The organism is Bacteroidetes bacterium SB0662_bin_6, from assembly GCA_009839485.1.
Taxonomy (GTDB): Bacteria; Bacteroidota; Rhodothermia; order Rhodothermales; family VXPQ01; genus VXPQ01.
Map to the genome: position 1 here is coordinate 44,369 of VXPQ01000046.1, position 26,319 is coordinate 70,687.

25 protein-coding genes are annotated in these 26,319 nt (G+C 58.7%); 9 read left to right on the forward strand and 16 right to left on the reverse strand.

Going from position 1 to position 26,319, the window contains the following annotated elements; all coding sequences use genetic code 11:
• Positions 1 to 12 precede the first annotated feature (12 nt).
• Positions 13 to 1,353 (reverse strand): glycosyltransferase family 4 protein, encoded by a 1,341-nt coding sequence (locus tag F4Y00_08185; protein MYE04932.1) that lies wholly within the window; start codon positions 1,351 to 1,353, stop codon positions 13 to 15.
• A 119-nt stretch (positions 1,354 to 1,472) separates the two neighbouring features.
• On the opposite strand from F4Y00_08185, the gene F4Y00_08190 reads away from it, so the two are divergent.
• The gene (locus F4Y00_08190; protein ID MYE04933.1) at positions 1,473 to 3,860 is read left to right on the forward strand and encodes a glutamine--tRNA ligase/YqeY domain fusion protein; all 2,388 of its coding nucleotides are present in this window, start codon (positions 1,473 to 1,475) and stop codon (positions 3,858 to 3,860) included.
• Positions 3,861 to 3,864: 4 nt separating this feature from the next.
• Here F4Y00_08190 and F4Y00_08195 read toward each other — a convergent pair whose 3' ends face one another.
• The 6 genes from F4Y00_08195 to ugpC are packed head-to-tail and all read right to left on the reverse strand — an operon-like array spanning position 3,865 to position 7,832.
• A complete protein-coding gene (locus F4Y00_08195; protein ID MYE04934.1) occupies positions 3,865 to 4,266 on the reverse strand; it encodes a VOC family protein in 402 nt (133 codons plus the stop codon).
• On the reverse strand, positions 4,259 to 5,278 hold the full coding sequence (locus F4Y00_08200; GenBank protein ID MYE04935.1) for a N(4)-(beta-N-acetylglucosaminyl)-L-asparaginase: 1,020 nt from the start codon (positions 5,276 to 5,278) through the stop codon (positions 4,259 to 4,261). The genes F4Y00_08195 and F4Y00_08200 overlap by 8 nt, the downstream gene beginning before the upstream one ends.
• A complete protein-coding gene (locus F4Y00_08205) occupies positions 5,275 to 5,805 on the reverse strand; it encodes a DinB family protein (GenBank protein ID MYE04936.1) in 531 nt (176 codons plus the stop codon). The genes F4Y00_08200 and F4Y00_08205 overlap by 4 nt, the downstream gene beginning before the upstream one ends.
• 17 nt (positions 5,806 to 5,822) lie before the next feature.
• Positions 5,823 to 5,978: a twin-arginine translocation signal domain-containing protein gene (locus F4Y00_08210; GenBank protein ID MYE04937.1), complete on the reverse strand. Its 156-nt coding sequence runs from the start codon at positions 5,976 to 5,978 to the stop codon at positions 5,823 to 5,825.
• Positions 5,975 to 6,721, reverse strand: a complete 747-nt coding sequence (locus F4Y00_08215) for a DinB family protein (GenBank protein ID MYE04938.1) — start codon at positions 6,719 to 6,721, stop codon at positions 5,975 to 5,977. Before F4Y00_08215 ends, F4Y00_08210 begins: the two co-directional genes overlap by 4 nt.
• A 1-nt stretch (position 6,722) precedes the next feature.
• Entirely contained in the window at positions 6,723 to 7,832 is a 1,110-nt protein-coding gene (ugpC, locus tag F4Y00_08220) for a sn-glycerol-3-phosphate ABC transporter ATP-binding protein UgpC (protein MYE04939.1), read from the reverse strand.
• Positions 7,833 to 7,969: 137 nt separating this feature from the next.
• Here ugpC and F4Y00_08225 point away from each other — a divergent pair, with 137 nt between their 5' ends.
• Positions 7,970 to 8,989, forward strand: a complete 1,020-nt coding sequence (locus tag F4Y00_08225) for a LacI family transcriptional regulator (GenBank protein MYE04940.1) — start codon at positions 7,970 to 7,972, stop codon at positions 8,987 to 8,989.
• 42 nt (positions 8,990 to 9,031) lie between these two features.
• Positions 9,032 to 10,036 (forward strand): phosphoribosylaminoimidazolesuccinocarboxamide synthase, encoded by a 1,005-nt coding sequence (locus tag F4Y00_08230; GenBank protein MYE04941.1) that lies wholly within the window; start codon positions 9,032 to 9,034, stop codon positions 10,034 to 10,036.
• Here the strand turns inward: F4Y00_08230 and F4Y00_08235 are convergent.
• Genes F4Y00_08235 through F4Y00_08245 form a run of 3 tightly spaced genes read right to left on the reverse strand, consistent with a single transcriptional unit; the run spans position 10,014 to position 12,083 of the window.
• The gene (locus F4Y00_08235) at positions 10,014 to 10,520 is read right to left on the reverse strand and encodes a molybdenum cofactor biosynthesis protein MoaE (GenBank protein ID MYE04942.1); all 507 of its coding nucleotides are present in this window, start codon (positions 10,518 to 10,520) and stop codon (positions 10,014 to 10,016) included. The two genes, F4Y00_08230 and F4Y00_08235, sit on opposite strands and share 23 nt — an antisense overlap.
• A 1-nt stretch (position 10,521) precedes the next feature.
• Entirely contained in the window at positions 10,522 to 10,791 is a 270-nt protein-coding gene (locus tag F4Y00_08240; GenBank protein MYE04943.1) for a MoaD/ThiS family protein, read from the reverse strand.
• 35 nt (positions 10,792 to 10,826) lie between these two features.
• Positions 10,827 to 12,083, reverse strand: a complete 1,257-nt coding sequence (locus tag F4Y00_08245; protein MYE04944.1) for an ABC transporter permease — start codon at positions 12,081 to 12,083, stop codon at positions 10,827 to 10,829.
• 185 nt (positions 12,084 to 12,268) lie between these two features.
• Here F4Y00_08245 and pruA point away from each other — a divergent pair, with 185 nt between their 5' ends.
• The 3 genes from pruA (at position 12,269) to thiE (ending at position 15,740) form a co-directional block, all read left to right on the forward strand.
• Positions 12,269 to 13,909 carry an L-glutamate gamma-semialdehyde dehydrogenase gene (pruA, locus tag F4Y00_08250; protein MYE04945.1) on the forward strand — a complete coding sequence of 547 codons (1,641 nt, stop codon included), beginning with the start codon at positions 12,269 to 12,271 and terminating at the stop codon, positions 13,907 to 13,909.
• Positions 13,910 to 14,020: 111 nt separating this feature from the next.
• Positions 14,021 to 15,052 (forward strand): dihydrodipicolinate reductase, encoded by a 1,032-nt coding sequence (locus F4Y00_08255; GenBank protein ID MYE04946.1) that lies wholly within the window; start codon positions 14,021 to 14,023, stop codon positions 15,050 to 15,052.
• Between the two features lie 43 nt (positions 15,053 to 15,095).
• The gene (thiE, locus tag F4Y00_08260) at positions 15,096 to 15,740 is read left to right on the forward strand and encodes a thiamine phosphate synthase (GenBank protein ID MYE04947.1); all 645 of its coding nucleotides are present in this window, start codon (positions 15,096 to 15,098) and stop codon (positions 15,738 to 15,740) included.
• A 20-nt stretch (positions 15,741 to 15,760) separates the two neighbouring features.
• On the opposite strand, the gene F4Y00_08265 is transcribed toward thiE, so the two are convergent.
• From F4Y00_08265 to hemA, 3 genes are read right to left on the reverse strand one after another with little or no spacing between them, the layout of a single operon-like run.
• Positions 15,761 to 16,504, reverse strand: coding sequence for a uroporphyrinogen-III synthase (locus tag F4Y00_08265; protein MYE04948.1), 744 nt, complete (start codon positions 16,502 to 16,504; stop codon positions 15,761 to 15,763).
• Positions 16,501 to 17,469: a hydroxymethylbilane synthase gene (gene hemC, locus F4Y00_08270; protein MYE04949.1), complete on the reverse strand. Its 969-nt coding sequence runs from the start codon at positions 17,467 to 17,469 to the stop codon at positions 16,501 to 16,503. Before hemC ends, F4Y00_08265 begins: the two co-directional genes overlap by 4 nt.
• Positions 17,459 to 18,925: a glutamyl-tRNA reductase gene (gene hemA / locus F4Y00_08275; protein MYE04950.1), complete on the reverse strand. Its 1,467-nt coding sequence runs from the start codon at positions 18,923 to 18,925 to the stop codon at positions 17,459 to 17,461. The genes hemC and hemA overlap by 11 nt, the downstream gene beginning before the upstream one ends.
• 153 nt (positions 18,926 to 19,078) lie before the next feature.
• Here hemA and F4Y00_08280 point away from each other — a divergent pair, with 153 nt between their 5' ends.
• On the forward strand, positions 19,079 to 20,203 hold the full coding sequence (locus F4Y00_08280; GenBank protein ID MYE04951.1) for an aminopeptidase P family protein: 1,125 nt from the start codon (positions 19,079 to 19,081) through the stop codon (positions 20,201 to 20,203).
• Positions 20,204 to 20,243: 40 nt separating this feature from the next.
• Here F4Y00_08280 and F4Y00_08285 read toward each other — a convergent pair whose 3' ends face one another.
• Complete coding sequence (locus F4Y00_08285; GenBank protein MYE04952.1) at positions 20,244 to 22,025, reverse strand: M3 family oligoendopeptidase; 1,782 nt, start codon at positions 22,023 to 22,025, stop codon at positions 20,244 to 20,246.
• A 160-nt stretch (positions 22,026 to 22,185) separates the two neighbouring features.
• On the opposite strand from F4Y00_08285, the gene F4Y00_08290 reads away from it, so the two are divergent.
• Entirely contained in the window at positions 22,186 to 22,611 is a 426-nt protein-coding gene (locus tag F4Y00_08290; GenBank protein ID MYE04953.1) for an OsmC family protein, read from the forward strand.
• Here the strand turns inward: F4Y00_08290 and F4Y00_08295 are convergent.
• Complete coding sequence (locus F4Y00_08295; GenBank protein ID MYE04954.1) at positions 22,608 to 23,870, reverse strand: glutamate-5-semialdehyde dehydrogenase; 1,263 nt, start codon at positions 23,868 to 23,870, stop codon at positions 22,608 to 22,610. The two genes, F4Y00_08290 and F4Y00_08295, sit on opposite strands and share 4 nt — an antisense overlap.
• An 80-nt stretch (positions 23,871 to 23,950) precedes the next feature.
• Complete coding sequence (gene proB, locus F4Y00_08300) at positions 23,951 to 25,051, reverse strand: glutamate 5-kinase (GenBank protein ID MYE04955.1); 1,101 nt, start codon at positions 25,049 to 25,051, stop codon at positions 23,951 to 23,953.
• Between the two features lie 343 nt (positions 25,052 to 25,394).
• Between proB and F4Y00_08305 the strand changes: the two genes are divergently transcribed.
• Positions 25,395 to 26,285 carry an NAD(P)-dependent oxidoreductase gene (locus F4Y00_08305; protein ID MYE04956.1) on the forward strand — a complete coding sequence of 297 codons (891 nt, stop codon included), beginning with the start codon at positions 25,395 to 25,397 and terminating at the stop codon, positions 26,283 to 26,285.
• Positions 26,286 to 26,319 lie beyond the last annotated feature (34 nt).

The window sequence follows — 26,319 nt, forward strand, 5'->3', positions numbered from 1 at the left end:
CTCAGAGGCTGTTCATTCCCTTTCCTGCACAATATCGTTAAAAATACCGGCCAGTGCACCTGCAAGACGCTCCCGGTCGAACTTGGCTATCCATGCCGGGTCGGGACGCGGGAGGCGTCCCCCGCTCCACTGTTCGTACAACTGTCCGATCGCATCCGCAATCGCATCCGGCGAGGCGTCCGGCTCCACGATGGTCGAGGCGCCGTACTCCTTGAGCGCCTTGCGGGCCACACCCTCCGGCACCAGGCCCAGTACCGGTTTTCCGGAGCCGAAGTACTCGTACAGCTTTCCGGTCCATATTCTTGCCGATCCATCGGCTCGTCCGATCGTCATCCAGAGCACATCCGCTGCGAGCAGGCCGGATACCGCTTCCTCGTGCGGGAGATAGCCCGTATGGTGCACCATGTCCTCGATATGCAGTTGCGCGGCAAGGGTTTTGGCGAATGCCGGCAGCAAACCCATGAAGACGGCGCGCAGGCGGTTGCGAAGCGCCGGTTCTCTCTCCACAAGCGCCGCCAGCCCTCGCAGAAAAGGTTCCGGAGATTGCGCATCGTAAAACACGCCGCTGTAGAGCAGCGTGAAAACCTCCGGGTCCATGGTCAGCCCGGGAATGCGGGGCTCGGCATCGAAATCGGCAGGATCGAATCCTTGCGGGATGACCCGTACGTTTTCCGGGGTAAGGATGTCCGGATGGCGTGTGGCAAGGCTTTTCCGGATGGCGTCACCGATGACGACAACGCGGTCCGCAGCCTTCAGGGCGCTGCCCTCGAGCCGGGTCGAGCGCGCCCGGTGAAATGGCGTCGGGTAGATATGGCGGGGATTGCCCACCCAGTCGTCCCGAAAATCGAGGACCAGCGGCAGGCCCGTTTTCCGGGCCAGCCGGGCGGCGGCAAGGTGCGAGGTGTACGGCGGGGCCGAAGAATAGATCAGGTCGTATGGCTTGTCCCTGAGTATACCCAGGGCCTGTCCGAGGGCAGGACGCATCCATCCCACCTTGTTATCGGGTATGAAAACCCATTGGCTCAGCGCGGACAACCCCCGCCGTACGGATTCCCGGGGCATATCCACGGTGGTGCGCCTGCCGAAAAGACGGGTAGGATCCCACGAGGCGGTGCGATGAATCGTGATGCCGGCCTCCTCGATCTCGCGCAGCAGGCTGTCGTCGTAGGCGAAATAGCCATGCGGGCGGCAGGTAACGACCGTCGACTCCCAGCCGTGACGGGGCAGGTATTTCAGGAACTTGGCGGTCCGCTGGACGCCGCTCAGGCCCATCGGCGGAAAATAATATGCGAAGACGAGCACCCGCCGCGTTTTTTGCCGGATCACAGGAGATGTCTTGCTCGATACGTTCATGCGAAGTGTAACGCCTGCAAAGCGCTATGAACGCAAGAGGGACTTTTCGGGTTCGGCGGCGTTTGAATCCGCTCCGAAATCGGCGTAATAAATCCGACGGTATTTGCCGACACAGTATGATGGAAACCGGACCCCCGGCCTCCTCTCCACCACCCGATGACGCCCCTGAGTCGGGCTCGCATTTTATACGCGAGATCGTGGAGAACGACATACGGAACGATACCTACGGCGGGCGGGTCGCCACACGGTTTCCTCCTGAGCCGAACGGGTATCTGCATATCGGGCATGCCAAGTCCATCTGCCTGAATTTCGGGATGGCGGAGGATTTTGGGGGGGCATGCAATCTCCGGTTCGACGATACCAACCCTGAAACGGAGGAGGTCGAGTATGTCGAGTCCATCAAGGAAGATGTACGCTGGCTTGGTTTCGACTGGGAAGACCGGGAGTATTACGCGTCGGATTATTTCGACCGGCTGTATGCCTTTGCGGAGCACCTGATCAGAAACGGCCACGCCTATGTGGACAGTCAGGACGAGGCCGAAATACGCGCGACGCGGGGCACGGTCACCGAACCGGGACAGGAGAGCCCGTACCGGAACCGGTCCGTGGAAGAAAATCTCGATCTCTTTCGCCGCATGAAGCGCGGCGAATACAAGGACGGCGAGCATGTGCTGCGCGCCCGGGGGGATATGGCGTCTTCCAATATGAAGATGCGCGACCCCCTGCTCTATCGGATCCGGCATGCGCATCATTACCGTTCCGGCGATGCCTGGTGCATCTACCCGATGTATGACTTCGCCCATCCTCTCTCGGACGCCATCGAGGAGATCACCCATTCCTTGTGCACGCTCGAGTTCGACAACAACCGGGAATTGTATGACTGGATTGTCGACCGATGCGTGGAGGAACCCCGCCCCCGCCAGTATGAATTCGCCCGCTTGAACCTCGACTACACGATTATGAGCAAGCGCAAGCTGCTGCGCCTTGTTCAGGAAGGGCATGTGGCCGGCTGGGACGATCCCCGGATGCCGACGCTTGCGGGGCTGAGGCGGCGGGGGGTTACGCCGCGGGCTATCCGGGATTTTTGCGCCGAAATCGGAGTGGCCAAGGCGGATAACCGTATCGGGATGGACCTGCTGGATTACACCATTCGGAACGATCTCAATTTCGAAGCGCCGCGCGTGATGTGCGTGCTGCGGCCGCTGAAGGTCACCCTGATAAACTATCCCGATACGGCCGATGAGGAACTGGAGGCCTCTTTCTGGCCGCACGACGTGCCCCGTGAGGGAGTAAGGGCGGTGCCTTTCGGCAGGGAACTCTACATTGACCGGAACGACTTCAGGGAGGATCCGCCGAAGAACTATTACAGGCTGGCGCCGGGTCGCGAAGTACGCCTGCGGTATGCCTATCTGATCCGGTGCGAGGAGGTGGTGCGCAACGAGGCCGGCGATGTGATCGAGTTGCGATGCACCTACGACCCGGAAACGCGCAGCGGCAATGCGCCCGACGGACGCAAGGTGCGCGGCACCATCCACTGGGTATCCGCGGCGCGGTTCATTCCCGTCGAGGTGCGCTTGTATGATCGCCTCTTTCGCACGCCTGATCCGGAAGCGGGCGAAGACGATTTCATGACCCATCTCAACCCCGATTCGCTGGTGACGCTACGGGATGCCATGATCGAGCCGAGTATCACTGGAGATAATGATACGCGGCGCTACCAGTTCGAACGGGAAGGATATTTCTGGAGGGATCCGGAGGATTCGACGCCCGAACGCCTGATTTTCAACCGGATCGTGCCGCTGCGGGACACCTGGGCGAAGATAGAGGATAAAGTCAGGAGCGCAGACCGGGAGCCAGTGACCAGACCGGCGGCAACCCCGGACGCACCGAAGGAACGGGCTTCTTCTCCCCCCTCGCCCACGCTTACCGAACGGATTGCAGGGCTTTCGGAAGAGGAGCGTACGCGTTTTTCGGCCAACGTCGAAGTTGGCGTGTCCGATGATGTGGCCGTTGGCCTGGCGCAGAAACCCGAAGCCCACGAGTATTTCCATGAAGCGCGGGCCAGCTACACGCAAGCGCTGGACGATGCTACTCGCGCGAACGCCCTGGCCAACTGGGTCCTCAACGAATTGCCATGGGAAGATATAGAAAAGAAAGAAGGTCGTTTTACCTTGCCTCCCAATGAATTATCCCGCCTTGTGAAGCTTGTGGATGAAGAGGTTGTTTCCGCACGTACGAGCAAGGAAGTGTTGATAGAGATGGTGGCTTCGGGGGACAGCCCCGATACGATCATTGAGAAAAAAGGATGGAAACAGGTGGCGGATCCGGATGCGCTGGCGCCCGCTGTAGAAGAAACGCTGGATGCATTCCCCGACAAGGTTGCGGCCTACAGGGCAGGTAAGAAAGGGCTCATGGGGTTCTTTATGGGCCAGGTGATGCAGCGCACCGGAGGTACGGCCAAGCCCGAACTGGCCCGGAAACTGCTCGAGGAAAGGCTCGAGGGATAAAAGATCAGGAGTCGTCAGACGCGCCCGGACAAAAAAGCGCTGCCGCGGCGCCGGCCGGATCGCGAATCACGCAATAGCTGCCCATGGCTCCCATGGATACGGGTCCTTTGATCACGGAGCCGCCCCGCTCGCGGCACACGGCCATACTTGCTTCGAGATCCTCGACCAGGATGTAGATGAGCCACTGGGGAGGCAGGTCCGCATTGGGGCCTCGTGCATGGCACACCCCGGCCACCGGTTCCGTGTCGTCGCCCGGGGGCGACATACTGAAATCGTCGTACTCTCCCATGTTTACAGGAGAGGCCTTCCAGCCGGTCACCGCCTCGTAGAAATCCCGGACGGTTTCGGCGTCGGGAACGGTGAGGTCCATCCAGCCGACGGTTCCGAAGGCAGGCGGCTTACTCATTGGAATACAGAAAGGCCATGGGTTCGTGGCGCACGCCGTCCGCCGAGGCGACGGCAAACTGCGGCCCTTCGTACATGGTAGCGGCCCCGTATCGCCCGTCCTTGTGGACGGCATAGAAGCTGAGCCCGAAACGCGGGCGGCTCCGTGCGTCCAGCAGGCGGTCTTCGGTCATGGCCACGACACGCCGCAGTACCTCGAGACAGGCATCTTCCGGAGCATACCCCTGGCGCATGAACTCGACGGCAAGAAACGATCCACAGGTCTGAATAGCGGCTTCGCCCCGGCCGGTTGCCCCGGCGGAGCCCACCGTGTTGTCGCAGTACTGTCCGGCGCCGACGATGGGGCTGTCCCCTATTCGACCGGGAATTTTCCAGGCCAGCCCGCTTGTGGTCGTGACCGAGGCGATATCCCCGCCTCCTGTAACGGCGCTCATGTGAATGGTGCCGTCCGTGTGTTTTGCCGCTGCTTCCGGCCATTCCAGCCAATTATCCCCGGCGTTCAGGCTTGTTTTCCAAGCCAGCCAGTCGTTACGGCTCTGTTCCGTAAGCAGATTCTGCGGCTTGAATCCCATCCGAATGGCGAAATCCCGGGCGCCCTTCCCTACAAGAATCACATGATCCGTGTAATCCATCACCGCCTTGGCCACAAGAGAAGGCGTAGCGATGTCTTCCAGAGCGGCAACGGCTCCGGCGCGGCGGGTAGGACCATGCATAAGCGAGGCGTCCAGCGTAACGATGCCCCGCTCGTCGGGTAAACCGCCGAGGCCCACGCTCTGGTCGGTCGGGTCCAATTCCTGGATTTTGACGCCGGCAATGGCTGCGTCAAGCGGGTCCGCGTCTTCCTCCGTCATCATCCGGTATGCCCTTTCGACACCCCGGATGCCATTCCCTGAAGCAATCGCAATGGGCATGGCCCGGCGCGGATGAGCTTGCGGCGGGTGAGGTATGCTTGCCGTCGAAAGGGCAGCCGCCGCACCGGACAAGTGCAGAAACGTTCTTCGCGATATGCTCATTGACTCCAGGGCGGTACGATGTCCTGCATGCGTGCGTAGGAAATCAACTGCCCGAGATGCTCGGAATTATGCCGCAGATAAGCGAGCAGGGCAGCGCGCACGGTCCGTTCCGGGTCGCCGTACAAACTCACCATGGAGTTCATCGTCTCGTCGGACATCCCGCGAATACTGGAAACCGCGAATTCATGCGTGTGCTTGAGGAACGCTATCACGTCTTCTTTTTCCACCACATTCTCGAGCGCGTATCCCACATTGACTCCTTCGGGCGCTTCTGCTGCCGCCAACCCTAAAATAAAATAGGACGCCTGCGAAACATGCACGAGGTGTCGCCGGAACGGGAACACGGTCTCGGTAGGCGCCCATTCGTATTTGTCGGCGGGAAAAACTTCAGCAAGGGCTACCATGTTTGTCAGCACGGCGTCCACCTCTGAGGCGATCTCTTCCTGGCTTGACTGCGCCTGAACCGTCATGGAGGCAAATCCGGCGATAACCAGCGCAATGGTTACGATAAGGAGTTTCCTGAGCATACTTATTTGAGATTTATTTAGAGATGGTGATGAAGGAATACGCGTACGTTCCGTGCGATTGCAATGGGCACGGTCCGGTGCGGGTGAGCTTGCGGCGGGTGAGGCATGCCCGCCGCAGAAACGGCAGCCGCCGCACCGGACAAGTGCAGAAACGTTCTTCGCGATATGCTCATTCGCTCCAGGGCGGTACGATGTCCTGCATGCGTGCGTAGGAAATCAACTGCCCGAGATGCTCGGAATTATGCCGCAGATAAATGAGCAGAGAGGCGCGCACGGTCCGTGTCGAACCGTCGTACAAATCCACCATGGAGTCCATCGTTTCGTCCGACATCCCCCGAATGCTGGAAACCGCAAATTCCTGGGTTTGCTTCAGGAAGTCCACCACATCTTCTTTTTCCATCACATTCTCGAGCGCCCCTTGCACATCGACTCCCTCAGGCGCTTCTACTCCACCAAGCCCTACAAAGAAATAAGACGCTTGCGAAGCATGCACGAGGTGCCGCCGGAACGGGAACACGACTTCGGTGGGCGCCCATTCGTATTTATCGGCGGGAAAGACTTCGGCAAGGGCTACCATGTTTGTCAGCACGGCGTCTACCTCTGAGGCGATCTCTTCCTGGCTTGACTGCGCCTGAACCGTCATAGCCGCAAATCCGGTGACAACCAGCGCAATGGTTACGGTAAGGAGTTTCCTGAGCATATTATTTAGAGATGGTGATGAAGGAATGCGTGCGCAATCCATGCAATACATTGTGTTGCGCGAAGCGCCGCACGTGTACGGTATGGATTTATGGCATGGAATATGTAAAGCGAGTATGAAGATATTGCGTACGCCGGTCAATTGCAGAAAAAAATGCCCCGCAGAGCGCCGCTGCATAGTGGTAACAGGCCCCAGGCTGCTCCGGCGACTGTTCATCTCACAAGGCGCGCTCCGTTGCCCGGTCGAAGAAATACAGTTTTCTGAGGTCCAGCGCCAGTCGGACGGAGCGGCCCGCTTTGGGGAGTGTCCGGGACGCAATCCGGGCGCGAATGTCCTGTTTCCCTACCCTGGCGCAAAGCAATGCTTCATGCCCCATGGGCTCCACGACATCCAGCAGAAAATCGGCCTCGTACGCAGCGTGTGCGGGCAGGGTATCCGATAAGGACATCCGGATATCTTCCGGACGGATGCCGAGGGTCACGGCCTGCCCGACGCATGACCCGATGGGTGCATGGTCGGGGTCCCGGAGGGGAATCAGCAATGTTTCTCCTTCTGCCTCAAAGGCGGGCCCTCCTCCCTTCTCGATGATACGACCCTCGACGAAGTTCATCGCCGGATTTCCGATAAATCCGGCTACGAACCGGTTTGCAGGATGCCTGTAGAGTGCAAGCGGCGTATCGATCTGCTGGATTCGTCCCCTGTCGAGCACGACAATCCGGTCCCCCATGGTCATGGCCTCGACCTGATCATGGGTAACATAGATCATGGTCGTTCCCAGCCGGCTGTGGAGCCTCGATATTTCCGCCCGCATTTTTCCCCGCAGCCCTGCGTCGAGGTTGGAAAGCGGTTCATCGAATAGAAACATGCGCGGTTTGCGGACAATGGCCCTCCCCAGAGCGACCCGCTGCCGCTGACCTCCGGACAATTGCTCCGGTTTCCGGTCCAGAATCGTTTCAATACCGAGTAATTCGGCGGCCTCCCGGACCCGGCGGGTCATTTCTTTCTTGCTGTATCCGCGCAGTTTGAGTCCGAAGGCCATGTTGTCAAACACCGACATGTGCGGGTACAGGACATAATTCTGAAAGACCATCGCCGCGTCCCGGTCCCGCGCAGGTACGCCGTTTACTATCCGATCATCTATATACAAGGCGCCCTGCGTGATCGACTCGAGCCCGGCAATCATGCGGAGCACGGTGCTTTTCCCACATCCCGACGGTCCGACCAGCACCACGAACTCTCCCTCCTCGACTTCGAATGTCAGGTCCCGGACCGCTGTGACGTTCCTGTCGTAGACCTTACGGATATTTTCGAGCCGAATACGCGCCATGCGGGTAATTAAAAAAGATGATGAAAAAACGAACCTGACCGGTAGACGCCGGGGACCTTTTGCGGGAATCGGGATTAACCGTACTTTTGCGCAATATACCCCCTACGGGGACAGATCGAACAGTTCGAATTTGTACGATGCAGAAAAAATCACGAATCACCATCTATGATGTGGCGGAGAGGGCGGGCGTTTCGATATCCACCGTATCGCGCGTGATGAACAGCTCCAACCTGGTGACCGAGCCGACCCGGGTGCGTGTGCTGAAGGCCATCGAAGCCTTGCGATTCCGTCCGGATCGTACGGCTAAATCGCTGGCCCGCAAGGCGGCAAGGTCTTTTGCCGTGGCTATTCCCACCTTCACGATGCCCTTTCACAACGAATTGCTCAAAGGCGTCCGGTTCCGTCTCCGCCAACTGGATATTGACCTGCTGCTTTGTGATCTGGGCACGAAATCGCCGAACGCCACGCTGATGAACTTTCTGGATCGGGGCTCCGTGCAAGGTCTCCTTCTTGTCGGCGTGGCCCTCGACGAGCATATTGTGGAAGAGCTGGAGACCTTACATTCTCCGGTGGTTCTTGTGGGCACGCAACATCCTGCCTTCGATTCGTTTTCCTGGGACGACCGGGCGGGTGCGGCCGCGGCCATCGAACACCTGATCGGCCTCGGGCACACCCGGATCGCCATGATCGTATCGCACACGAGCGGTTCCATGCAGCAGGAGCGCCTTGAGGGGGCCCAGGAAGCCATGGGCAAAGCCGGCGGGTCTTTCTCGCGGGAAGATATTTTCTGCGGGAGCACCGAGAAGCACGCAGGTTTCAGTGAGGAAGCGGGCTATGAGGCCATGCAACGGATTCTTTCGGAACGTCCGGATGTCACGGCGGTCTTTGCGCTGAGTGATGTGCAGGCCATTGGAGCCTGGAAGGCCATACGCGACGCCGGACGGGAAATACCCGGAGATATTGCGCTGGTAGGCTACGACGATATCAAGACCAGCCAGTACATGGGTCTTTCCAGTGTGGACCAGCGTATGCATGAAGTGGGCGAACAGGCCACTGAGTTAATCCTGCAGCGCATGACCGGAGAAGAGAAGGCTTCGCCGGTACATCGCCTGATCGTACCCGCATTGGTGGCGCGCAGGTCTTCCCGGCCCGGATAAGCCTGATTTCTTCTTCCTGACCTTTTATTCCGTTTCCTCGCTATGACATCAGAAAGCACCTTGCACAGGTCGCTCGAGGAGGCGATCCGGCAACAACTCGATCGTACGATCGGTGAGACGCATTTCACGGAGGCGGGCGAGCTGTACCGGGGCAAAGTCCGTGATGTCTACCGGGCTTCCCCTGTTTCCGGCGATGCGCTCTGCCTGATCACGACCGACCGCATTTCGGCGTTCGATCATATTCTGCGGCAGCAGATTCCCTTCAAGGGGCAGGTATTGAATCAAACGGCCGCTTTTTTCTTCGAACGGACACAGGATATCGCGCCCAATCACCTTGTAGCGGTTCCGGACCCGAATGTCACGATGGCGGTGCCTTGTACGCCTGTTCCCGTCGAGTTTGTGGTCCGTGGGCATCTTGCCGGGCATGCCTGGCGGGAATACCGCGCCGGGAGGCGCAGCGTTTCGGGTGCGGCGCTGCCGGACGGCCTGCAGGAAAGCAGTCGTCTTCCCCGGCCCGTGCTCACGCCCGCCACCAAAGCGGAAACGGGGCACGACGAAGATATCTCCCGTGAGGAAATTATAGCACGCGGCCTGCTGACGCCCGACGAATTCGACGAACTGGAGGCTGTTGCGCTTGCCTTGTTTGCCCGCGGCACGGACATGTCCGCAGCGAGAGGCTTGCTGCTCGTGGATACCAAATACGAATTCGGCCGCGCCCCGAACGGCGCTTTCCTGCTTATAGACGAGGTGCATACCCCCGATTCATCCCGGTACTACTATGCGGATGGATATGAGGAACGGCTTCGAGCAGGCGCGCCTCAAAAGCAGCTTTCCAAGGAATTCGTCCGGGAATGGCTGATGGAGCAGGATTTCCAGGGAAAACCGGGGCAGGAACTGCCCGACCTGCCGGACGATTTCCGCGTACAGGTGGCGGCCCGTTACGTTGAGTTGTATGAGGCGGTGACCGGGCTGGTTTTCGAGCCGGACACTCATCCCGATCCGGTCGGACGCATACGCCAGGCAGTCACATCGTATCTGGCGAACTGAGGGGTTCAGGGGCGGAATCCCCTTCGACCCACCTGGCGTTCCCGTCCACGAAGTGTTCCTTCTTCCAGATTGGCACCCGGATTTTCAGCGTGTCGATCAGATACCGGCATGCTGCGAAGGCATCCGCGCGGTGGGGCGCCGCAACGCCCGCAATGACGCTTATTTCCCGCAGCGGTACCTCGCCGATGCGGTGCAGCAGGCAGGCGCGGCGAACCGGCCAACGAGCAAGGGATTCCTCCACAAGCCTGTGCATTTCCTTGAGGGCCATAGGTTTGTAGCATTCGTATTCAAGGAGTATCGTTTCCCGCCGGTCTGTTTCTTCTCCGGTTGTTTTTTCTTCGGCCTCGGTCCACCGGCGCGTCGTTCCCAGGAAGATATCTATCCCGCCGGCCTCCTCTACCCGGAGAAATTCCAAAACCTCTTCAAGCGAGAGGGGCGTTTCTTGGATGTTTATCCAGGCCGAATCGTTCGATATCCCGGTCATCTCATCCTCCACTGACGGGGGTAATGAGGGCCACCTCGTCTCCTGCCTGTACCATATGTTTTTTGGGCACGTACTCCTGATTGACCGCAATGCGTACAAGCGGAAGCATAGGACGAATGGAAGGATATGTCGTAGCCAGCCTTTCGAGAAGCACACCGGCGGATACGGCTTCTCCGGGATCGAGATACAAGGTGGTCGCATCGACCCCTGCCCGTTCACGGATCACACTGAAAAGCAGCACCTGTACGCCCTGTGGTTTTGTGTCGCCCATGTTTTGTCATACGTGTTTTGTCATGTTATGGGCGCTCACCGGAACCGGATGGCGCGGATCGCTTCGATGCCGGCGGCTACCCGGGCAGGCACATACGCCGCCAGTACGCACAGCGCCATCGCAAGCGCACCGGTGAGGAGGAAGTCGAAAGCATGTAACTCGACCGGCGCCGTGGTCAGATAGTACGCCTCTTCCGGTAAGGAAATGAGGCCGTACTTGTCCTGCAAAAGCACCAGCGCCAGGGCAAGGCTTTCTCCAAGAGCCACCCCTACTCCACCGATCAGCAAGCCGGACCATACGAATTGTTTTCGGATCGATTTCATGGAGGCGCCCATGCTTTTCAAAATGCCGATTTCCCGGGTTTTTTCGAGCGTGGTCATCAGAAGCGTGCCGATGATGTTGAATGCAGCCACAATGACAATAATGCTGATCACGACAGGAATTATGCTTTTCTGCAGGTTGATCCAGGCAAACAGCCCCCCGTATACGTCATATATGCTCCGCGCCATGAGGGGAAATCCCAGCCTGCTTTCTATGACCTCTGCTGCTTCCCGCGCCGTGTCTACCTCTGCAAGGGTCACATCGAACCGGGTGGCCTGATCCGGACCGTAGGCCAGCACTTCGCGTGCCGCGGAAAGGGAGGTAAAGACATACACGGCATCGAAATTGGCAAGAGACGTTTCATAGATGCCGGCAATGCGGAATGCCTTTGTGCGGGGCGCCGTCAGGCCCGCTATGAAGGGCGTTTCTCCTGCGGATGCCGAACGCATGGAAAAAGAGGTGACGATTTGTCCCGGATGCACCTGGAGCAGATCGGCCAGTTCCTTTCCGATGACCAGGCCGGCATGCCCGCTGCTGTCGGGTTGCGTATCGAAAGAGCCGTCCACGATCTGTTCCTGGAAATATGCGGGCGGCCGCTCCATGCCCCGTATGGCTACGCCCTCTATATGCTCCCGGGAACGCCGAAGGAGGGCAAACTCCTGTACCACGACCGCCGCATCGACAACGCCGGGTGTGGAAGCAAGCGTATCCCGGATGGATGCGGCCTGATCAATGGGGGCATCCCGAAAGGTTTCCACTTGTACATGCGCCCCGAATCCGGTGATCTTGGCTTCGATTTCACTGCCGAATCCCCGTACGACCGAAAGCGCGAGGAGCAGGGCTGCGGTTCCCAGGGCGACGCCCGCCGTAGCTATCCAGGCAATAAACCGTACAAAGCGGCTTCCCTCCTCCTGTCCGCGCACAGACCGGAGATAGCGCATCGCCATGAAGCGTTCGAAGCGGGAAGGCATGGACTCAGGTACGGTGCGACGGCATGACGGAGGGCTTTTTGATACTTGTCGGGGTATGCGGCGGTTCTCGAATCAGCGATACCGCGTTTTTGGGTTCGGCATCAAAACCTCCGGGTAATCTGCGGGTATGCTACTCCAGATACCTGTTCCCTGTGCCGCACTTGCTTCATCCTGGAGAGGATACCATGAACCACGTGCATTCTTCCGTTGCCATCCCGGAGATTCCCTTGCCGAAAAACGAGCCCGTGCTCGATTATGCCCCCGATTCCGAGGAGCGCAGCCGTCTTCAGCAAAAACTCAAAATGCTCCGCAGTGAAACGGTCGAAATCCCGGCCCTTATCGGCGGGCGCGAGGTGCGCACGGGAAAAACCGTGGAAATCAGGGCGCCTCACGACCATGGCTGTGTTCTTGGCGTGGCGCATCTTTGCGGCCCCGAGGAAACGACGGAGGCGATACGCTGTGCGCTGGAGGCCCGGGAGGAGTGGATGCGCCTGCCCTGGTCGGATCGTCTCGGGGTTTTCAGGAAGGCGGCCGACCTGCTTTCCGGTCCCTGGCGGGATACGTTGAACGCGGCCACGATGCTGGGCCAGAGCAAGAATGCTTTTCAGGCGGAAATTGATGCGGCCTGCGAAACAATTGATTTCTGGCGGTTCAATGCGGCCTATGCAGAGCGGATCATAGCAGATCAACCCCTTTCTTCCGAGGGAATCCTCAATCGCATGGAGTACCGGGCGCTCGAGGGATTTGTGAGCGCCATAACCCCCTTCAACTTTACGGCGATCCAGGCCAATTTGCCCACGGCCCCTGTATTGATGGGCAATGTGGCGCTATGGAAACCGGCCACCACCGCCCTCCTGTCGGCCTGGTATACGTATCGACTGCTCGAAGAGGCGGGTTTGCCGCCGGGTGTGATCAACATGCTTCCCGGCCACGGCCCGGATATAGGCACCCCCATACTGGCCTCGGAACACCTTGCCGGTCTGCATTTTACCGGCTCTACGGGTACGTTTCAGTATATGTGGCGCACGATCGGGGCAAATATCGACAGATACCGATCCTACCCGCGCATCGTCGGGGAAACCGGGGGCAAGGATTTTATCGTGGCGCATCCTTCGGCGCACGCAGCCGCGGTAGCCACCGCGATCGTGCGGGGCGGCTTCGAGTACCAGGGCCAGAAGTGTTCGGCTGCTTCGCGCGTGTACCTGCCGGCCTCTCTTTGGCCGGAAATAGAGCAAGCGTTGACGCAACAACTCGACGATGTGAAAACGGGGCCGGTCGAGGATTTTTCGAACTTCGTCAACGCGGTGATCGACCGGCCTTCCTTCGATCGCATCACCGGATATATCGACCGGGCGCATGCCGATCCGGATGTAGACACCGTACATGGAGGCACGTACTCCGACGAGAAAGGGTATTTTATCGCTCCTTCTGTGTTTCGGGTGCGCGACCCCATGCACGAAACGATGCGGGAAGAGATATTCGGACCGGTCGTCCCGGTGTTTGTGTATGAGGATGCTCGTTATGAGGATATGCTTGACGTATTGGACAAAACTTCGTCGTATGCCTTGACCGGAGCTGTTTTTGCCGCCGATCAGGATGCAATCCGGCAGACCTCCGATCGACTGATCGATAACGCCGGTAATTTCTATATCAACGATAAGCCCACAGGGGCCGTGGTCGGCCAGCAGCCGTTTGGGGGCGCCCGCAAGTCGGGTACCAACGACAAGGCAGGGTCGCAGTTGAATCTGACACGCTGGATTTCTCCCCGGGTTGTAAAAGAGAATTTTGCTCCTGCACAGCACTTTGCCTATCCCTTTATGGATTAGAGGAAAAGGTATTGGTATTCAACGAATTAGCCTGTTCCATAATACGCTTAAAGACGCCACGATGATTGTGGCGCCTCCTCGTCCGTAGTTCATAAAACAATCTGTACACTTATGTCGTCTCCTGTACGTGTTCTTCAGTATGGTGTCGGTCCGATCGGGTTGGCATGCATCCGTTCGATTCTTACCAAACAGGAAACGGGTCAACTTGTCCTCGCAGGCGCTGTGGATATAGCCCCGGAGAAAACGGGCCGGGATGTGGCGGAGTTGCTGGGGGGTGATCTCCTTCCTACCGGGATCGTCGTCCGCGAGGATGCCGTCGCCGCGCTCGCAGAGACCACCCCCGATGTGGTGTTGCATACGACTTCTTCTTTTCTGGACCATGTGCATGGACAGATCGAGGAATGCATTCATTCCGGCGTTCCTGTGGTTTCTTCCACGGAGGAACTGGCTTTTTCGTACGATCGGCACCCTGAACGCAGTGCCGCCTTGCACAAGGAAGCGGTGAAACACGGCGTGGCCGTTGTGGGCACGGGCGTGAATCCCGGCTATGCTATGGATACGCTGGCGCTCATGGCGACCGGTGTGTGCTGCGACGTATCGGAGGTACATGCCGTGCGTGTGGTGGATGCAGGAAAGCGCCGGATGCCGCTCCAGGTCAAGGTGGGGGCCGGTCTTTCGGTCAAGGCGTTCGAGGAGAAAAAAGCGACGGGTGCATTCGGACATATCGGCCTGAGGGAATCGCTTTTTTTTGTGGCGAAAGGCCTCGGCTGGCCGCTCGACCGGGTGGACGAACAACTGCACCCTGTATTGGCGGAGGCGGAGGTATCCACTCCGTTTCTGACGGTGGCGCCGGGGAGCGTAGCCGGTATTCATCATTCCATCACGGGCTATGTGGGCGGCAAACCCTTGCTTTCTCTGGACCTGAAGATGTTCGTGGGCGCCGAAGAGCCCCGTGATGCCGTACGTGTAGTGGGCGATCCACCGGTTGATCTCGTGGTTCGCGGCGGTATATTCGGAGATACGGCCACGGTCGCTGCGCTGATCAATGCCATTCCCCTTGTAATGCATGCCTCGCCGGGTTTGAAAACCATGATGGACCTGCCTGTGCCGCGGGCCTTTGCCTGCAGCCCGAACTCGGGCTGATCATCCGGGAGCGCATGGGCTGTCCTGCCATGCAATTTGTGTCATGAACAAGCGTGTCGGACGATTTCATGTGTTGACGGACCTTCGCTTCCAGCAACGGTTCAGTCATGCGGAGCTTGCCCGTTTTGCCTCAGAGGGCGGCGCCGATACGATTCAGTTCAGACAAAAATCGGGCCTCGTACGAGATATGCTGGTGGAGGCGAGGCAGGCCGCGTCCGTTTGCCGGGAGCAGGGTGTGCCGTTTCTTGTCAACGACCGCCTTGACGTTGCGCTGGCTTGCCGGGCCGATGGCATACATCTTGGACAACAGGATTTTCCTGTCCGGGACGCACGGCGTATTCTGGGCCCGGAAGCAATCATAGGGGGTACGGCCACTACCGTCGAAGAGGCGCTGGCGATGCAGGAAGCAGGCGTCGATTATGTAGGATTCGGCCCTGTATTTCCTACAACCAGCAAGGACAACCCGGCCCCGGTGAAGGGGTTGGCGAATCTGGCGCAGGTCTGTGCGGCGGTGCGTATTCCCGTCCTTGCAATCGCAGGGATTTCCGTGGAACGCATTGGACCCGTGATTCGGGCCGGAGCCCACGGCGTGGCTGTCATGACGGCAGTGACGACAGCGGAGAACCCCGCCAGGGCCGCCCGGGCATTTCGTGAGGAGTTGGATGCGGTGATTGCGGTATCTCCATAGGAGATGCTCTTCAACAGGCCCTACGCTCCCTGAAGGGCCAACGCAAGCGCTTCGGGGGTGGGTTCGTGCGCGGTGGCGCGTACCCGGAAGCCGTGGGCGCGCACAGCCTCTGCCGTGACGGATCCGATGGCGGCGATGGAGATACTTTCCATAGATATCTCCGGGGATTCCAGAATTGCTTCCAGGCTGGAGGGGCTGAAAAACACCACCCAGTCTGGTTTTTTATCGCCGGGCCATACGTGCAGCGTACACAAGCGGGTTCGGTAGGCAACGATTTCTTCCGTGCGGATGCCGGCCTCATGCAAGAGAGAGGGCAACGCATCCCGTCTTCGGTCCCCGCATAGAAAAAGCAATGTGCCCTCTGTGTGTCGCTTCAGGATATATGCTGCTAGCTGTTCCGCAGACCCGGTGCGCTCCCCTTCCGGTTCGTAACCGAGGGAACGTATGGCGGCAGCGGTGCGTGGTCCAACCGCAAACAGGACCTTGTTTTCCCAGCCCGTATCGCCGGTTCCGGGAAACGCCCTGCTGAATGCCTCCACCGCTCGCGGACTGGTGAAAATCAGTCCTGTATACCGGTCCGGATGTTTCAGAAATTTGTACAGTTCATCCTGCTTTGCATACTCGAACCTGAGTACCGGCAGGGTATGCGTATCGAAACCGGCGTCACAGAGGGCCTTTTCCCAGGCGCAGGATGTCTCCCGGCCGGGAATATCTTCGGAGGGTTCGTCGCCGGAGCGCAGCAAGAGCACCGTATTTCTCATCACGCACCCGGATTACGAAGTTCCTTCAGGATGCGTCTGCCCCCCTGCCCCAGCAGCTCGTTTGCGAGTTCGGCGCCGATGGTTTCGCCTTCGGAGGCGGGACCCGTCCGCTGCCCGCGGCAGATTTGTCTGCCGTCCGGCGATGCCACGCATCCCTCGAGGATAAGCCGGTCGCCACGCACGCGGCCCCATGCGCCGGCGGGGATGGAACACCCCCCCCGAAGCGTGTGAAGGAAGGCCCTTTCCGCGAGCACTTCGCACGACGTGTGCGCATCGTGTACGGTTTCCTGGAGCAGTGCCCGGATGTTCTCGTCCCGGTCTCTGCAAACGACAGCCAATGCTCCCTGTCCCACTGCGGGAAGCATGATATCCGGAGGGATACGCTCCGTGATGTGTTCCTCCATATCGAGCCGTTTCAGTCCGGCTGCCGCCAGCACGAGGCCGGTCCACGCACCCTCCGCCAATTTGCGAAGGCGCGTGCCGACATTGCCGCGAACCGGCTCCATGTGCAAATCGGAACGCCAGGCCAGTAATTGCGCTTGTCTTCTGGGAGAGGAAGTTGCCAGTACAGCTCCTTCAGGCAGGTCTGCGAGTCCTCCGGAATATCCCGGACGGCCAACGAACACATCCGCCGGGTCTTCCCGTTTGCTTACCGCGCCGATGACCAGGCCGGCAGGCATCTCCGTGGGCCAGTCTTTCAGGGAGTGTACGGCAAGATCAATGGAGCCGTCCAGCAGGGCCTCATCCAGTTCCTTCGTAAAAAGCGCCTGACTGCCTATGCCGGCAAGCGGTATGTCGAGGATACGATCGCCCGTCGTTTTGATCTCGCGCAGTTCAACGGGATATCCTTGCGTTCTGAGCCTGTTACGAACGATGGCTGCCTGCCGCCGTGCAAGGGGGCTTCCCCTTGTTCCAACCACCAATGGAGTAGTATGACGAACAGAGGGAGACAGGCTGTTACGACTCATGGCGGATGGTATCCGGATCCCGGGAAGAAATCCGTAACGCATCGCTGAGTGTACGCTCCACATCCTGAAGAAGCTGGTCGGAATGCGGAGCGTCTACGGGGCAGTTTTCGCGGGATACTTCCTGCTCAACTGCGCCAGATAAGGAGATGTTCGATGCAGCGGCTACCTCCTCGTCGTCGCAATCCTGCCGCAGGAAAAGATGCTGGAGCAGACGTACTCCATGGGCAAAATCGATGCGTTCGGGGTCGACACTTTTAAGGCGCACGACAGGTACGGCAAGCAGTTTCTGCACAATCGAGCGGGTAAGACGATCTAGTTGATCCCGGTCCTTTTCCGAAAACTGCTGACTGTATTTGCCCACTTCCTGCATCCGGATTGTTTCGAACGTCTCCGCGATCGTCTGAATGGCCGGTTGCAACGATTGATGAAGGAACACCCAGGAAACGAACTCGCTGATCATCTCGTCGACGATCCCGCCCGAGTTCTCCAGAGAGGATTGAAGCATTTCCCGGGTTCTTTTCTCGGCTTTTCCTAACTGGTCTATAGTAATGAGTTCCATACCGGGCAGTGCGCCGATTTGCTCTTCCACGCCACGCGGTACGGAAATATCGATAATCAGGGTCGGTGTATTTCCCGCTTCCGGGGAAAACTCCGCACAATGCAACACCGGCACCGGAGCCGATGTCGCTACAATGACCGTGTCCGCCCGGGCCGCTGCAATATGGCGATCTTCCCAGGGGACGTAGTGGGCCCGATAGCGATCGGCTGCTTCACGGGCCCGCTCCTCCGATCGGTTTGTAAACGAAACATGCTGTATGCCCAGCATCCGGAGCGCTTCCCCTGCTTCTTTTCCTATGCGCCCGGCGCCGACGATCAACACGGTCGGGGCGTTGGGGCCCTCTCTTCGGGCCTCCCCGCTTTTTGAGGCACGGCCGCGAATGTAACGCGACTTGATGACTTCTGCGGCCCGAACAGGTATGGAGGCATTGTTTTGCGAGAGATCGGTCTCGTTGATAACCCGCTTTGCGGTTCGGAATGCAGTGTGCAGCAGGCGGTGCATGGTGGTGTTTACACAATCCTGTCCCACCGCTACGCCATATGCTTCCTTCAACTGGAAATAGATATGCAGATCGCCCGGTATCAGCGATTTCATGCCGGCGGCTACCTCGAAAATATGCCGGATCGCCTGTTCGTCCCGGTAGAGAAACGACAGGTCTTCCGGCCATGTACGGCCGGCATGCTTCTCAAACGCTTCCCGGACGCTTCGCACGTCTTCTTCCGTGCCATACAGGTAGGCTTCCGTACGATTGCAGGTGGAGAGCAGGACGAGTTCGGAATCCGGATTCAGGGAGATATTCCGGTATAATCCATGCCCCTCTTCCCAGCCTGATGCGAAGGATTCGCGGACCTCTATCGGCGCACGCAGATAATTGATGCCAAGTGCGTAAAATGTCATGGGGGAAGGTATTGCCTTATGTGGCTTTTAACACAGCAAGCACGAAAATAATGGTGGCGTCAAAACCCCTATCTTATTAAAGTAGGTACCACCTCCCTTTTTCGCAAAGCCGCAGAGGCGCTTCACCGGAATTCCCTATTTCAGGAAGACGCGATGTCCGAATCTCCCTTCCCGGCTCGTCAATGCGCCCTTGCGCGCGAACTGGCGCGTCTCGATTTGCATGCTCTTGCCGTCGTTCCCGGCGCCTCACTCATGTATCTCACCGGGCTGGATTTTCACTTGAGCGAGCGTCCGACCGTCGCGTTTTTCCGGCAGCACGGCGCTCCGGTATTTGTTATTCCGGAGCTCGAGGAAGGCAAACTGGGCGGATTTCCTATGGATATATGTGTTTGCACCTATGGGGAGGATCCTTCCATTTGGCCGGAGGCGTTTCGGGAGGCCTCCCGTGCGGGCGGACTGGATGGGCAACGGATCGGAATCGAACCCGGGAGCATGCGTGTGCTCGAACTCCGTATGCTCCGGGAAACGATGCCGGAATCCGCGTATCCGGATGGGCACGAAGCCCTTGCCGCCTTGCGCATATGCAAGGATGCGCACGAGATCGAAAAGATGCGGAGCGCTGTGCAGGTGGCCGAAGACGCCATGCGGCGCCTGCTTTCCACCATAGCGCCGGGCATCACCGAGCGGGAAGCGGCCTCCCGTCTGACCGCACGGCTTCTGGATACAGGCTGTGCCCCCGAAATCCCCTTCCCCCCCATTGTGGCCTTTGGTCCTTCCTCGGCAAACCCTCATGCGGCTCCGGGCGACCGCGCCCTGCGCTCCGGAGAACTGATTTTGTGCGACTGGGGGGCGAACGTGGAAGGCTATTTTTCCGATATGACGCGCATGTTCGCGTATGGCGATCCAGGAAATGACGCCCGGCATATCGTTGAGGTGGTCGCCCGTGCCCGGCAAGCGGCAGCGCAGGCTGCGGGGCCGGGCGTGCCTGTCTCGGAGGTGGACCGCGCCGCCCGCGCCGTGATTGAAAAGGCCGGTTTCGGGGAGCGCTTCGTGCACCGAACCGGGCACGGCGTGGGTCTGGAAATACACGAGGCGCCGTATATCCGGGACGGTAATCCGATGCTTCTGCGTCCCGGCATGACCTTCACGATCGAACCCGGGATCTATCTGGACGGGGTCGCCGGGGCCCGGATCGAAGATATCGTGGCGGTTACCGAAGACGGTGTCGATACGCTGACTACCCTGCCCCGCGAACTTGTGGACATCTCGGCACGGTAGAAGATGAGGGATGAGCTCCCCTGCATAGTGCTAACAGACCCTAAGACAAGCTCTGAGTCAGGTTTTCCGCTTCCGTAATCAGGTTCTCGATGGCTGCCAGTCCGGCGTTCCATAAAGCCGGATCCTGCAGATCGATACCCATTCTTGCCGCAAGTACATGCGGCCAGTCCGACCCACCCGCTTCCAGCAGGGCGATGTACCGATCCGGGAAATCCTTTGGCTCCTCAAGATATCGGGCGTACAGCGCAAGCACGAGCAATTCTCCGAAGGCATAGGCATACACATAGCCCGGCGTATGAATAAAGTGCGGGATGTAGCTCCACCAGTGCCGGTAATGATCTCCCAGCGTTACGCTGCCCTCGAACATCTTCTCCTGGGTTTGCATCCAGAGATCAGCGAATCGATCGGTGCTGAGTTCTCCGCGTTCCCGGCGCTCCGTATGGATGGCATGCTCGAACCGGTTCATGGCGACTTGCCGGAATACGGTGGCGACCGTATCGTCTATTTTGCCGACGAGCATGGCGAGGCGGTTGCCGGTGTTTTGCTCATGGGCAAGCATTTCCCGGAACACGATCATCTCGCCGAAGACCGATGCGGTCTCGGCAGTGGTCAAAGGCGTATCGGCCTGTAAGACCCCTTGTTTCCTTGCCAGATACTGGTGGATACCATGGCCAAGTTCATGCGCCAGCGTCTGCACGTCGCGGGCTCTGCCTGCAAAGTTCAGAAGGATGTAGGGATGAGCGCTCGGGACGGCCCCGTGGCTGAAGGCGCCTCCCCGCTTGCCCGGAGTCGGCGGGGCGTCGATCCAGTTACGGTCGAAGAAAAGATCTGCGATGCTTCCCATCCGGGGATGGAATGCGTGGTAGGCCGTGGATACGATCTCGCGCGCCTCTTCCCAGCTGTACTGTCGATCGGATTCGCCAACAGGGGCATACCGGTCGTAATCAAACAATTCGTCGTACCCCAACAGATTGCGTTTCAGGCGATAAAAACGGGCCACCAGGCCATACTTTGAACTTACCGCCTCAATGAGCGCTTCCACGGTCTCGGCCTGTACTTCGTTGGACAGATTCCGCTCGGACAGCCACGTCTCATAGCCGCGAAGCCGGTCATCCAGCGCCTTGTCCGCAAGGATCGTATTGAAAACACAGGTGAGCGAGCGGCGATGGGTTACAAGCCCTTCCGTAAGGGCCAAGGCAGCCTGCTTGCGCAGCGGGCGATCCGGTTCGTGCAACATGGACAGCACTTCCTGCTCGGTTTTGTCTTCTCCGTTCATTCGGAAACGGGCAGCGCCAAGCAGTTCGTCGAAGAAGCGGTTCCAGGCCCCCCGCCCCGTTACGGCTTTTTCGGCCAATATCTTTTCTTCCGGCTCCGTGAGCAGGTAGTCCCTCTGCAGTCGCTCCACTTCGAGATAATGGCGGTATCCCGAAAGTTCTTCGGAAGCGATCAGGGCGGTTGCATGCCCGTCGTCGGTTTTGCCCCATTCCAGCCCGAAAAAAATGAGTTGCTGCAGGGTGCGGGTATACGCCTCGCGGACATGCTGGAGCAATGCCCCCCGCCGTTCGTCGCCGGTGTCCGTAGCCCATTGTAAGAAAGCATAGGTATATGCCTTGCCTATCCGGTCCTGAATAGCCTCCAGTTGTTCAAGCGCGCGGGCCATGTCGCCCGGCGCCAGGCTTGCCACTTTGCCGCGCCAGGCGGTTGCAAAGGCCTCCGCATCGGAGAGCACTTGCGCAAGATCTGTTTCCAGCAAATCCTCCGATGGGTACAAGTCGGCGAGATTCCAGCGTACGGTTTCTGCTCCGGTCTTTTTTTCGAACATTGGGAAAGAGGTTTCTACAGCGTGTTTTTTCCTGAATTTTACGGGGAAATGCGTTGCGGGGAGTGCGTATATTATAAGGATACTCTGATCGAAGCGATTTTAATCAGAGTATCTTTTACACATTCCGAACGTGATTCCATTAAACATTCCACGATAGATCATGCTTGTACGTACAGCCGAGGCCGTTTGGCAAGGCGACTTACTGAATGGAGAAGGTAAAGTGACGGTTCTGAACGAGCACGTACCGTATTCCTTTGCTTCCCGTGTTGAAGATGGCGCCGGAACGAATCCGGAAGAACTCCTTGCCGCCGGCCACGCAGGATGTGTCTCGATGGCGCTTTCGAACGAACTGGCGAAGGCAGGATATACGCCAAACCGGGTACATACGGTTGCGGGCGTGCATCTGGTAAAAGTGGAAGGAGGTATCGCTATTTCGCAGATCGATCTGACGATCGAGGCCGACGTGCCGGGTATCGACGAATCGACTTTTCAGGAACTGGCCGAGGGGGTAAGATCCAATTGTCCGGTCTCGCAGTTATTCCAGGGGGCAAACATCACGCTTGCCGCGACGCTCCAGGCGGGTTAACCCCGGATGTGCCCTTTCCCGATACCGATCCACTTGTAGCTCGTTAGCTCCTCGAGTCCCATCGGGCCGCGGGCATGCAGTTTTTGCGTGCTCACGGCCACTTCGGCGCCCAGCCCGAACTGGCCGCCGTCCGAGAATCGCGTGCTCGCGTTGACGAATACCGCTGCCGAGTCGATGCGGTCGATGAACGTGTTTGCGCGATCCCAATCGTTGGTCAGAATGCTGTCCGAGTGGGCTGTCCCGTGGTCCTGTATGTGTTCGATGGCGCCGTCCACGCCGTCCACGATACGGACGTTCAGTATCAGCGCCATCCACTCCTGATCGAAATCGCCGGGTTGCGCAGCCTGGCACGCAATGCCCCCTGTCTGTTCGAGGATACGCAGCGCTTCCGGATCTGCATGAAACGTTACCCCGTGTGCATGAAGGCGCTTCGCCAGGGGCGGTAAAAAGGCATGGGCTACTTTTCTGTGTATGAGCAGGGTGTCCAGTGCGTTGCATACGCTGGGACGTTGCACCTTTGCGTTTTCCACGATGTCCTCCGCCCTCTCCAGGTCGGCCGATTCATCTACAAAAACGTGGCATACGCCCATCCCCCCCGTAATGACCGGTATGGTGCTTTTCTCCAGACATAGCCTGTGCAACCCGGCGCCTCCTCGGGGAATGATCATATCGACAGCGTTATCCAGTCGAAGCAATTCTTCAACAAGGGCCCGGTCGGGATCGCCAATGTATTGCACGGCGTCAGGGGTTACTCCTGTTTTTTCCAGTGCCTGCCGGATGACTGCGACAAGGGCAAGATTGCTTCGCAGGGTTTCCTTGCCCCCGCGAAGAATCACGGCATTGCTTGTTTTAAGGCACAGGGACGCGATGTCGATGGTTACGTTCGGGCGGGCTTCATAAATCACGCCCACGACACCGAGGGGTATCCGGCGCTTGACGAGCCGCATACCGTTCGGGAGCACGCGGCTTTCGAACTCGACGCCGACAGGGTCCGGCAGATCGATCACGGAACGGACATCGTTCGCCAGATCGCCAAGGCGTTTTTCATTGAGCAGCAGACGGTCGAGAATAGCCTCGGACAACCCGGCCTCTCGCCCGTCTTGTATATCCAGTGCATTTTCCCGGAGAATCTCAGCGGAGGCGGATTCCAGTTCGTCCGCGATGGCGGCCAGCGCCACATTTTTTGCCTCTGTGCCCAACGTGGCCAGCGAACGGCTCGCAGCCTTCGCCTTCTCCCCCATTTTTTGCACGGAGATCATTTCTTCGACAAGCATGAATGTATTATGAAATGTGGAGTGTACGTTCGGGTATACACGGGCCTGCTGCCGACCGCAGGTGGTTACATAAGAATCAGATCATCGCGGTGGATGACGACGGGGCCATACGCATAGCCAAGGGTCTCGTGGATGCAATCGGATTGTAATCCCTTGATGCGGTTTACGTCCGTACTGTCATACCGCACAACACCTCGGCCAAGGTTCGTCTGGTCGGGGCCTGTAACCCGCACGACGTCACCACGCTCGAACGAGCCGTGCACGTGAATGATTCCTGCCGGCAGGAGGCTGCCCCCTCCGTTGGACAATGCCATCGCGGCTCCTTTGTCGATCACGACGGTTCCGGAGGCGCCGGCGCCTCCCAGAATCCATCGTTTGCGGTTTCCGACCGGGGTATCGAAAGCCGGGAAACGGGTGCCGATCTGTTCTCCCGCCACAATGCGTAGAATCACGTCAGGGGCATCGCCTGCCGCAATGACCACCTGGGCGCCGGCGCGCCGGGCCATGTCGGCCGCGTCCAGTTTCGTTTTCATGCCCCCGATGCCCAGGCCGGATTTGCTTTCTCCGGCTACCGCATGCAGGTCGGAATCGATATCGTCTACTTCCGCAATGAGTTCTGCTTCCGGACTGGTCCGGGGATCTGCTGTGAACAGCCCCTGCTGATCGCTGAGTAGAATCAGCAGATCCGCCTCCGCAAGCAGGACGCACAATGCGGACAGGTTATCATTGTCTCCCACGCGAATCTCGGCAGTAGCTACGGCATCGTTCTCGTTGATGACCGGAATGATCTGGTGTTCGAGCAGGGTGCGTAGCGTATCGCGAGCATTCAGGAACCGGTGGCGATCCTCCACATCCGCCCGGGTAAGGAGCATCTGGCCGACATGGATATCGAACTGCGTAAAAAGTTGCTCCCAGATTTCCATAAGCCTGCTTTGCCCGACGGCCGCCAGCATCTGCTTTTCGGCCAACGAGTCGGGCTGGCTGGACATACGGAGCCGCTCGCTTCCGGCGGCAATGGCCCCGGAGGTACATACGATAAGCTCGTGACCTTCCTGGTGGAGCGCGGCGCACTGCCGAACGATCTCAAGCATCCGAGCATGGTTGAGCCGCCTGGTTCCAGCGGTAAGCACGCTTGTTCCTATTTTGACGACGATTCGCCTTGTCATGGTGCCGGCTGTTGTCAAAAAGTGCGGGCAACAAGATCGTACATCTCACGGCGCATCGCAATCATTGTTCGGAAAGACTGAGTGCTACTCGCCTACGGAGTGCAAATACGCCCTCGAAGTTCACCTCCAGCAGAACCCTTTGGGGCTGTTGAATCGGTATTCGAACCGTATCGCCCTCAACATGGCCTCCACTGGCCTCAATCAATTCAAGCGCATGATCGAACGACGAACGGCTTTTCATTGTGGATCTTGCTTCGTTCGTCTGTTCGTGTTTCATTAACTCTTGTGGGCGGCGTGACGCATATTGAGGCTTTGTTGAACATTTTCTCGCTTGTACGAACATATGAAGACAGTAGGTATCGTTGGACTCGGTGATATGGGACTCGCGATGGCCAAGAACCTGGTCAAGGCGGGCTTTGACACGAGTGGTTTCGATCTTCGCGACCAACGCAAGACGATGTTGGTGGAGGCCGGCGGTAATGCGGCCGAAAGTGTGGCCGACATCGGGGCGACGACGGATGTTGTGTTTGTGATGGTCATGAACGGTTCTCAGGTGCAAGACGTGGTGCTTGGCGAGCAGGGATTGCTGGCGAGTATGGATCCAGGGAAGACCGTTATCGTGTCGGCGACCATCCAGCCAGCTGAAATCCAGGCGTTGATCGCCCCCCTGGAGTCGAAAGGCATCCATCTGATCGATTCCCCTGTTAGTGGGGGGCGGTTTGGGGCCGAGGCAGGCACGCTAGCCATGATGGCAGCAGCGAAGAAAGCAGTTTTCGGAGCCCAGCAAGATGTCTTGCAGGCAGTCGGCGAGCATATCTTTCACGTGGGTGAGGAGATTGGCGGAGGGCAGATGGTCAAGGCAACGCTTCAGGGATTGATCGGCTGCACGTTCACGGCGCTCTTCGAATCGCTGGTGTTGGGGGCCAAGGCCGGCGTCGACGGGAAGACGATGTATGAAGTGTTTACGGCCAGCGCCGTGCGCAGCCCTCTGATCGACGATTGCATGAAGCGCATCATGGACCGCACCTTCAAGGATACCGGCAGCCAGATCACAACGGTGTATAAGGACTTGGGCATCACGATGGCGATGGCCAGGGAGCAAGGGGTGGCGATGTTCACCACGAGCACTGCACACGAACTATTTCAGTCGGGCATTTCGTTGTTTCCAGAGGAAGACAACTGGTCGGTTGTGAAGGTGCTTGAGCAACTTGCCGGCGTGGAAGTGCACTGGTAGCGCGACCGGCTTTTGTTCAGAAGGCTGTAACAAA

Bases quoted from the DNA above. Each gene is read 5' to 3' on its own strand.
- hemA (MYE04950.1), bottom strand. From the start codon at position 18,925: ATGACATTTTACGCACTTGGCATCAATTATCTGCGTGCGCCGATAGAG.
- F4Y00_08205 (MYE04936.1), bottom strand. From the start codon at position 5,805: ATGCTCAGGAAACTCCTTATCGTAACCATTGCGCTGGTTATCGCCGGA.
- pruA (MYE04945.1), top strand. From the start codon at position 12,269: ATGAACCACGTGCATTCTTCCGTTGCCATCCCGGAGATTCCCTTGCCG.
- F4Y00_08195 (MYE04934.1), bottom strand. From the start codon at position 4,266: ATGAGTAAGCCGCCTGCCTTCGGAACCGTCGGCTGGATGGACCTCACC.
- thiE (MYE04947.1), top strand. From the start codon at position 15,096: ATGAACAAGCGTGTCGGACGATTTCATGTGTTGACGGACCTTCGCTTC.
- proB (MYE04955.1), bottom strand. From the start codon at position 25,051: ATGACAAGGCGAATCGTCGTCAAAATAGGAACAAGCGTGCTTACCGCT.
- F4Y00_08285 (MYE04952.1), bottom strand. From the start codon at position 22,025: ATGTTCGAAAAAAAGACCGGAGCAGAAACCGTACGCTGGAATCTCGCC.
- F4Y00_08185 (MYE04932.1), bottom strand. From the start codon at position 1,353: ATGAACGTATCGAGCAAGACATCTCCTGTGATCCGGCAAAAAACGCGG.
- F4Y00_08240 (MYE04943.1), bottom strand. From the start codon at position 10,791: ATGGGCGACACAAAACCACAGGGCGTACAGGTGCTGCTTTTCAGTGTG.
- F4Y00_08255 (MYE04946.1), top strand. From the start codon at position 14,021: ATGTCGTCTCCTGTACGTGTTCTTCAGTATGGTGTCGGTCCGATCGGG.
- F4Y00_08215 (MYE04938.1), bottom strand. From the start codon at position 6,721: ATGAACAGTCGCCGGAGCAGCCTGGGGCCTGTTACCACTATGCAGCGG.
- F4Y00_08280 (MYE04951.1), top strand. From the start codon at position 19,079: ATGTCCGAATCTCCCTTCCCGGCTCGTCAATGCGCCCTTGCGCGCGAA.
- F4Y00_08235 (MYE04942.1), bottom strand. From the start codon at position 10,520: ATGACCGGGATATCGAACGATTCGGCCTGGATAAACATCCAAGAAACG.
- F4Y00_08200 (MYE04935.1), bottom strand. From the start codon at position 5,278: ATGAGCATATCGCGAAGAACGTTTCTGCACTTGTCCGGTGCGGCGGCT.
- F4Y00_08190 (MYE04933.1), top strand. From the start codon at position 1,473: ATGGAAACCGGACCCCCGGCCTCCTCTCCACCACCCGATGACGCCCCT.
- F4Y00_08295 (MYE04954.1), bottom strand. From the start codon at position 23,870: ATGATCTCCGTGCAAAAAATGGGGGAGAAGGCGAAGGCTGCGAGCCGT.
- hemC (MYE04949.1), bottom strand. From the start codon at position 17,469: ATGAGTCGTAACAGCCTGTCTCCCTCTGTTCGTCATACTACTCCATTG.
- F4Y00_08290 (MYE04953.1), top strand. From the start codon at position 22,186: ATGCTTGTACGTACAGCCGAGGCCGTTTGGCAAGGCGACTTACTGAAT.
- F4Y00_08230 (MYE04941.1), top strand. From the start codon at position 9,032: ATGACATCAGAAAGCACCTTGCACAGGTCGCTCGAGGAGGCGATCCGG.
- F4Y00_08305 (MYE04956.1), top strand. From the start codon at position 25,395: ATGAAGACAGTAGGTATCGTTGGACTCGGTGATATGGGACTCGCGATG.
- F4Y00_08225 (MYE04940.1), top strand. From the start codon at position 7,970: ATGCAGAAAAAATCACGAATCACCATCTATGATGTGGCGGAGAGGGCG.
- F4Y00_08245 (MYE04944.1), bottom strand. From the start codon at position 12,083: ATGCCTTCCCGCTTCGAACGCTTCATGGCGATGCGCTATCTCCGGTCT.
- ugpC (MYE04939.1), bottom strand. From the start codon at position 7,832: ATGGCGCGTATTCGGCTCGAAAATATCCGTAAGGTCTACGACAGGAAC.
- F4Y00_08210 (MYE04937.1), bottom strand. From the start codon at position 5,978: ATGAGCATATCGCGAAGAACGTTTCTGCACTTGTCCGGTGCGGCGGCT.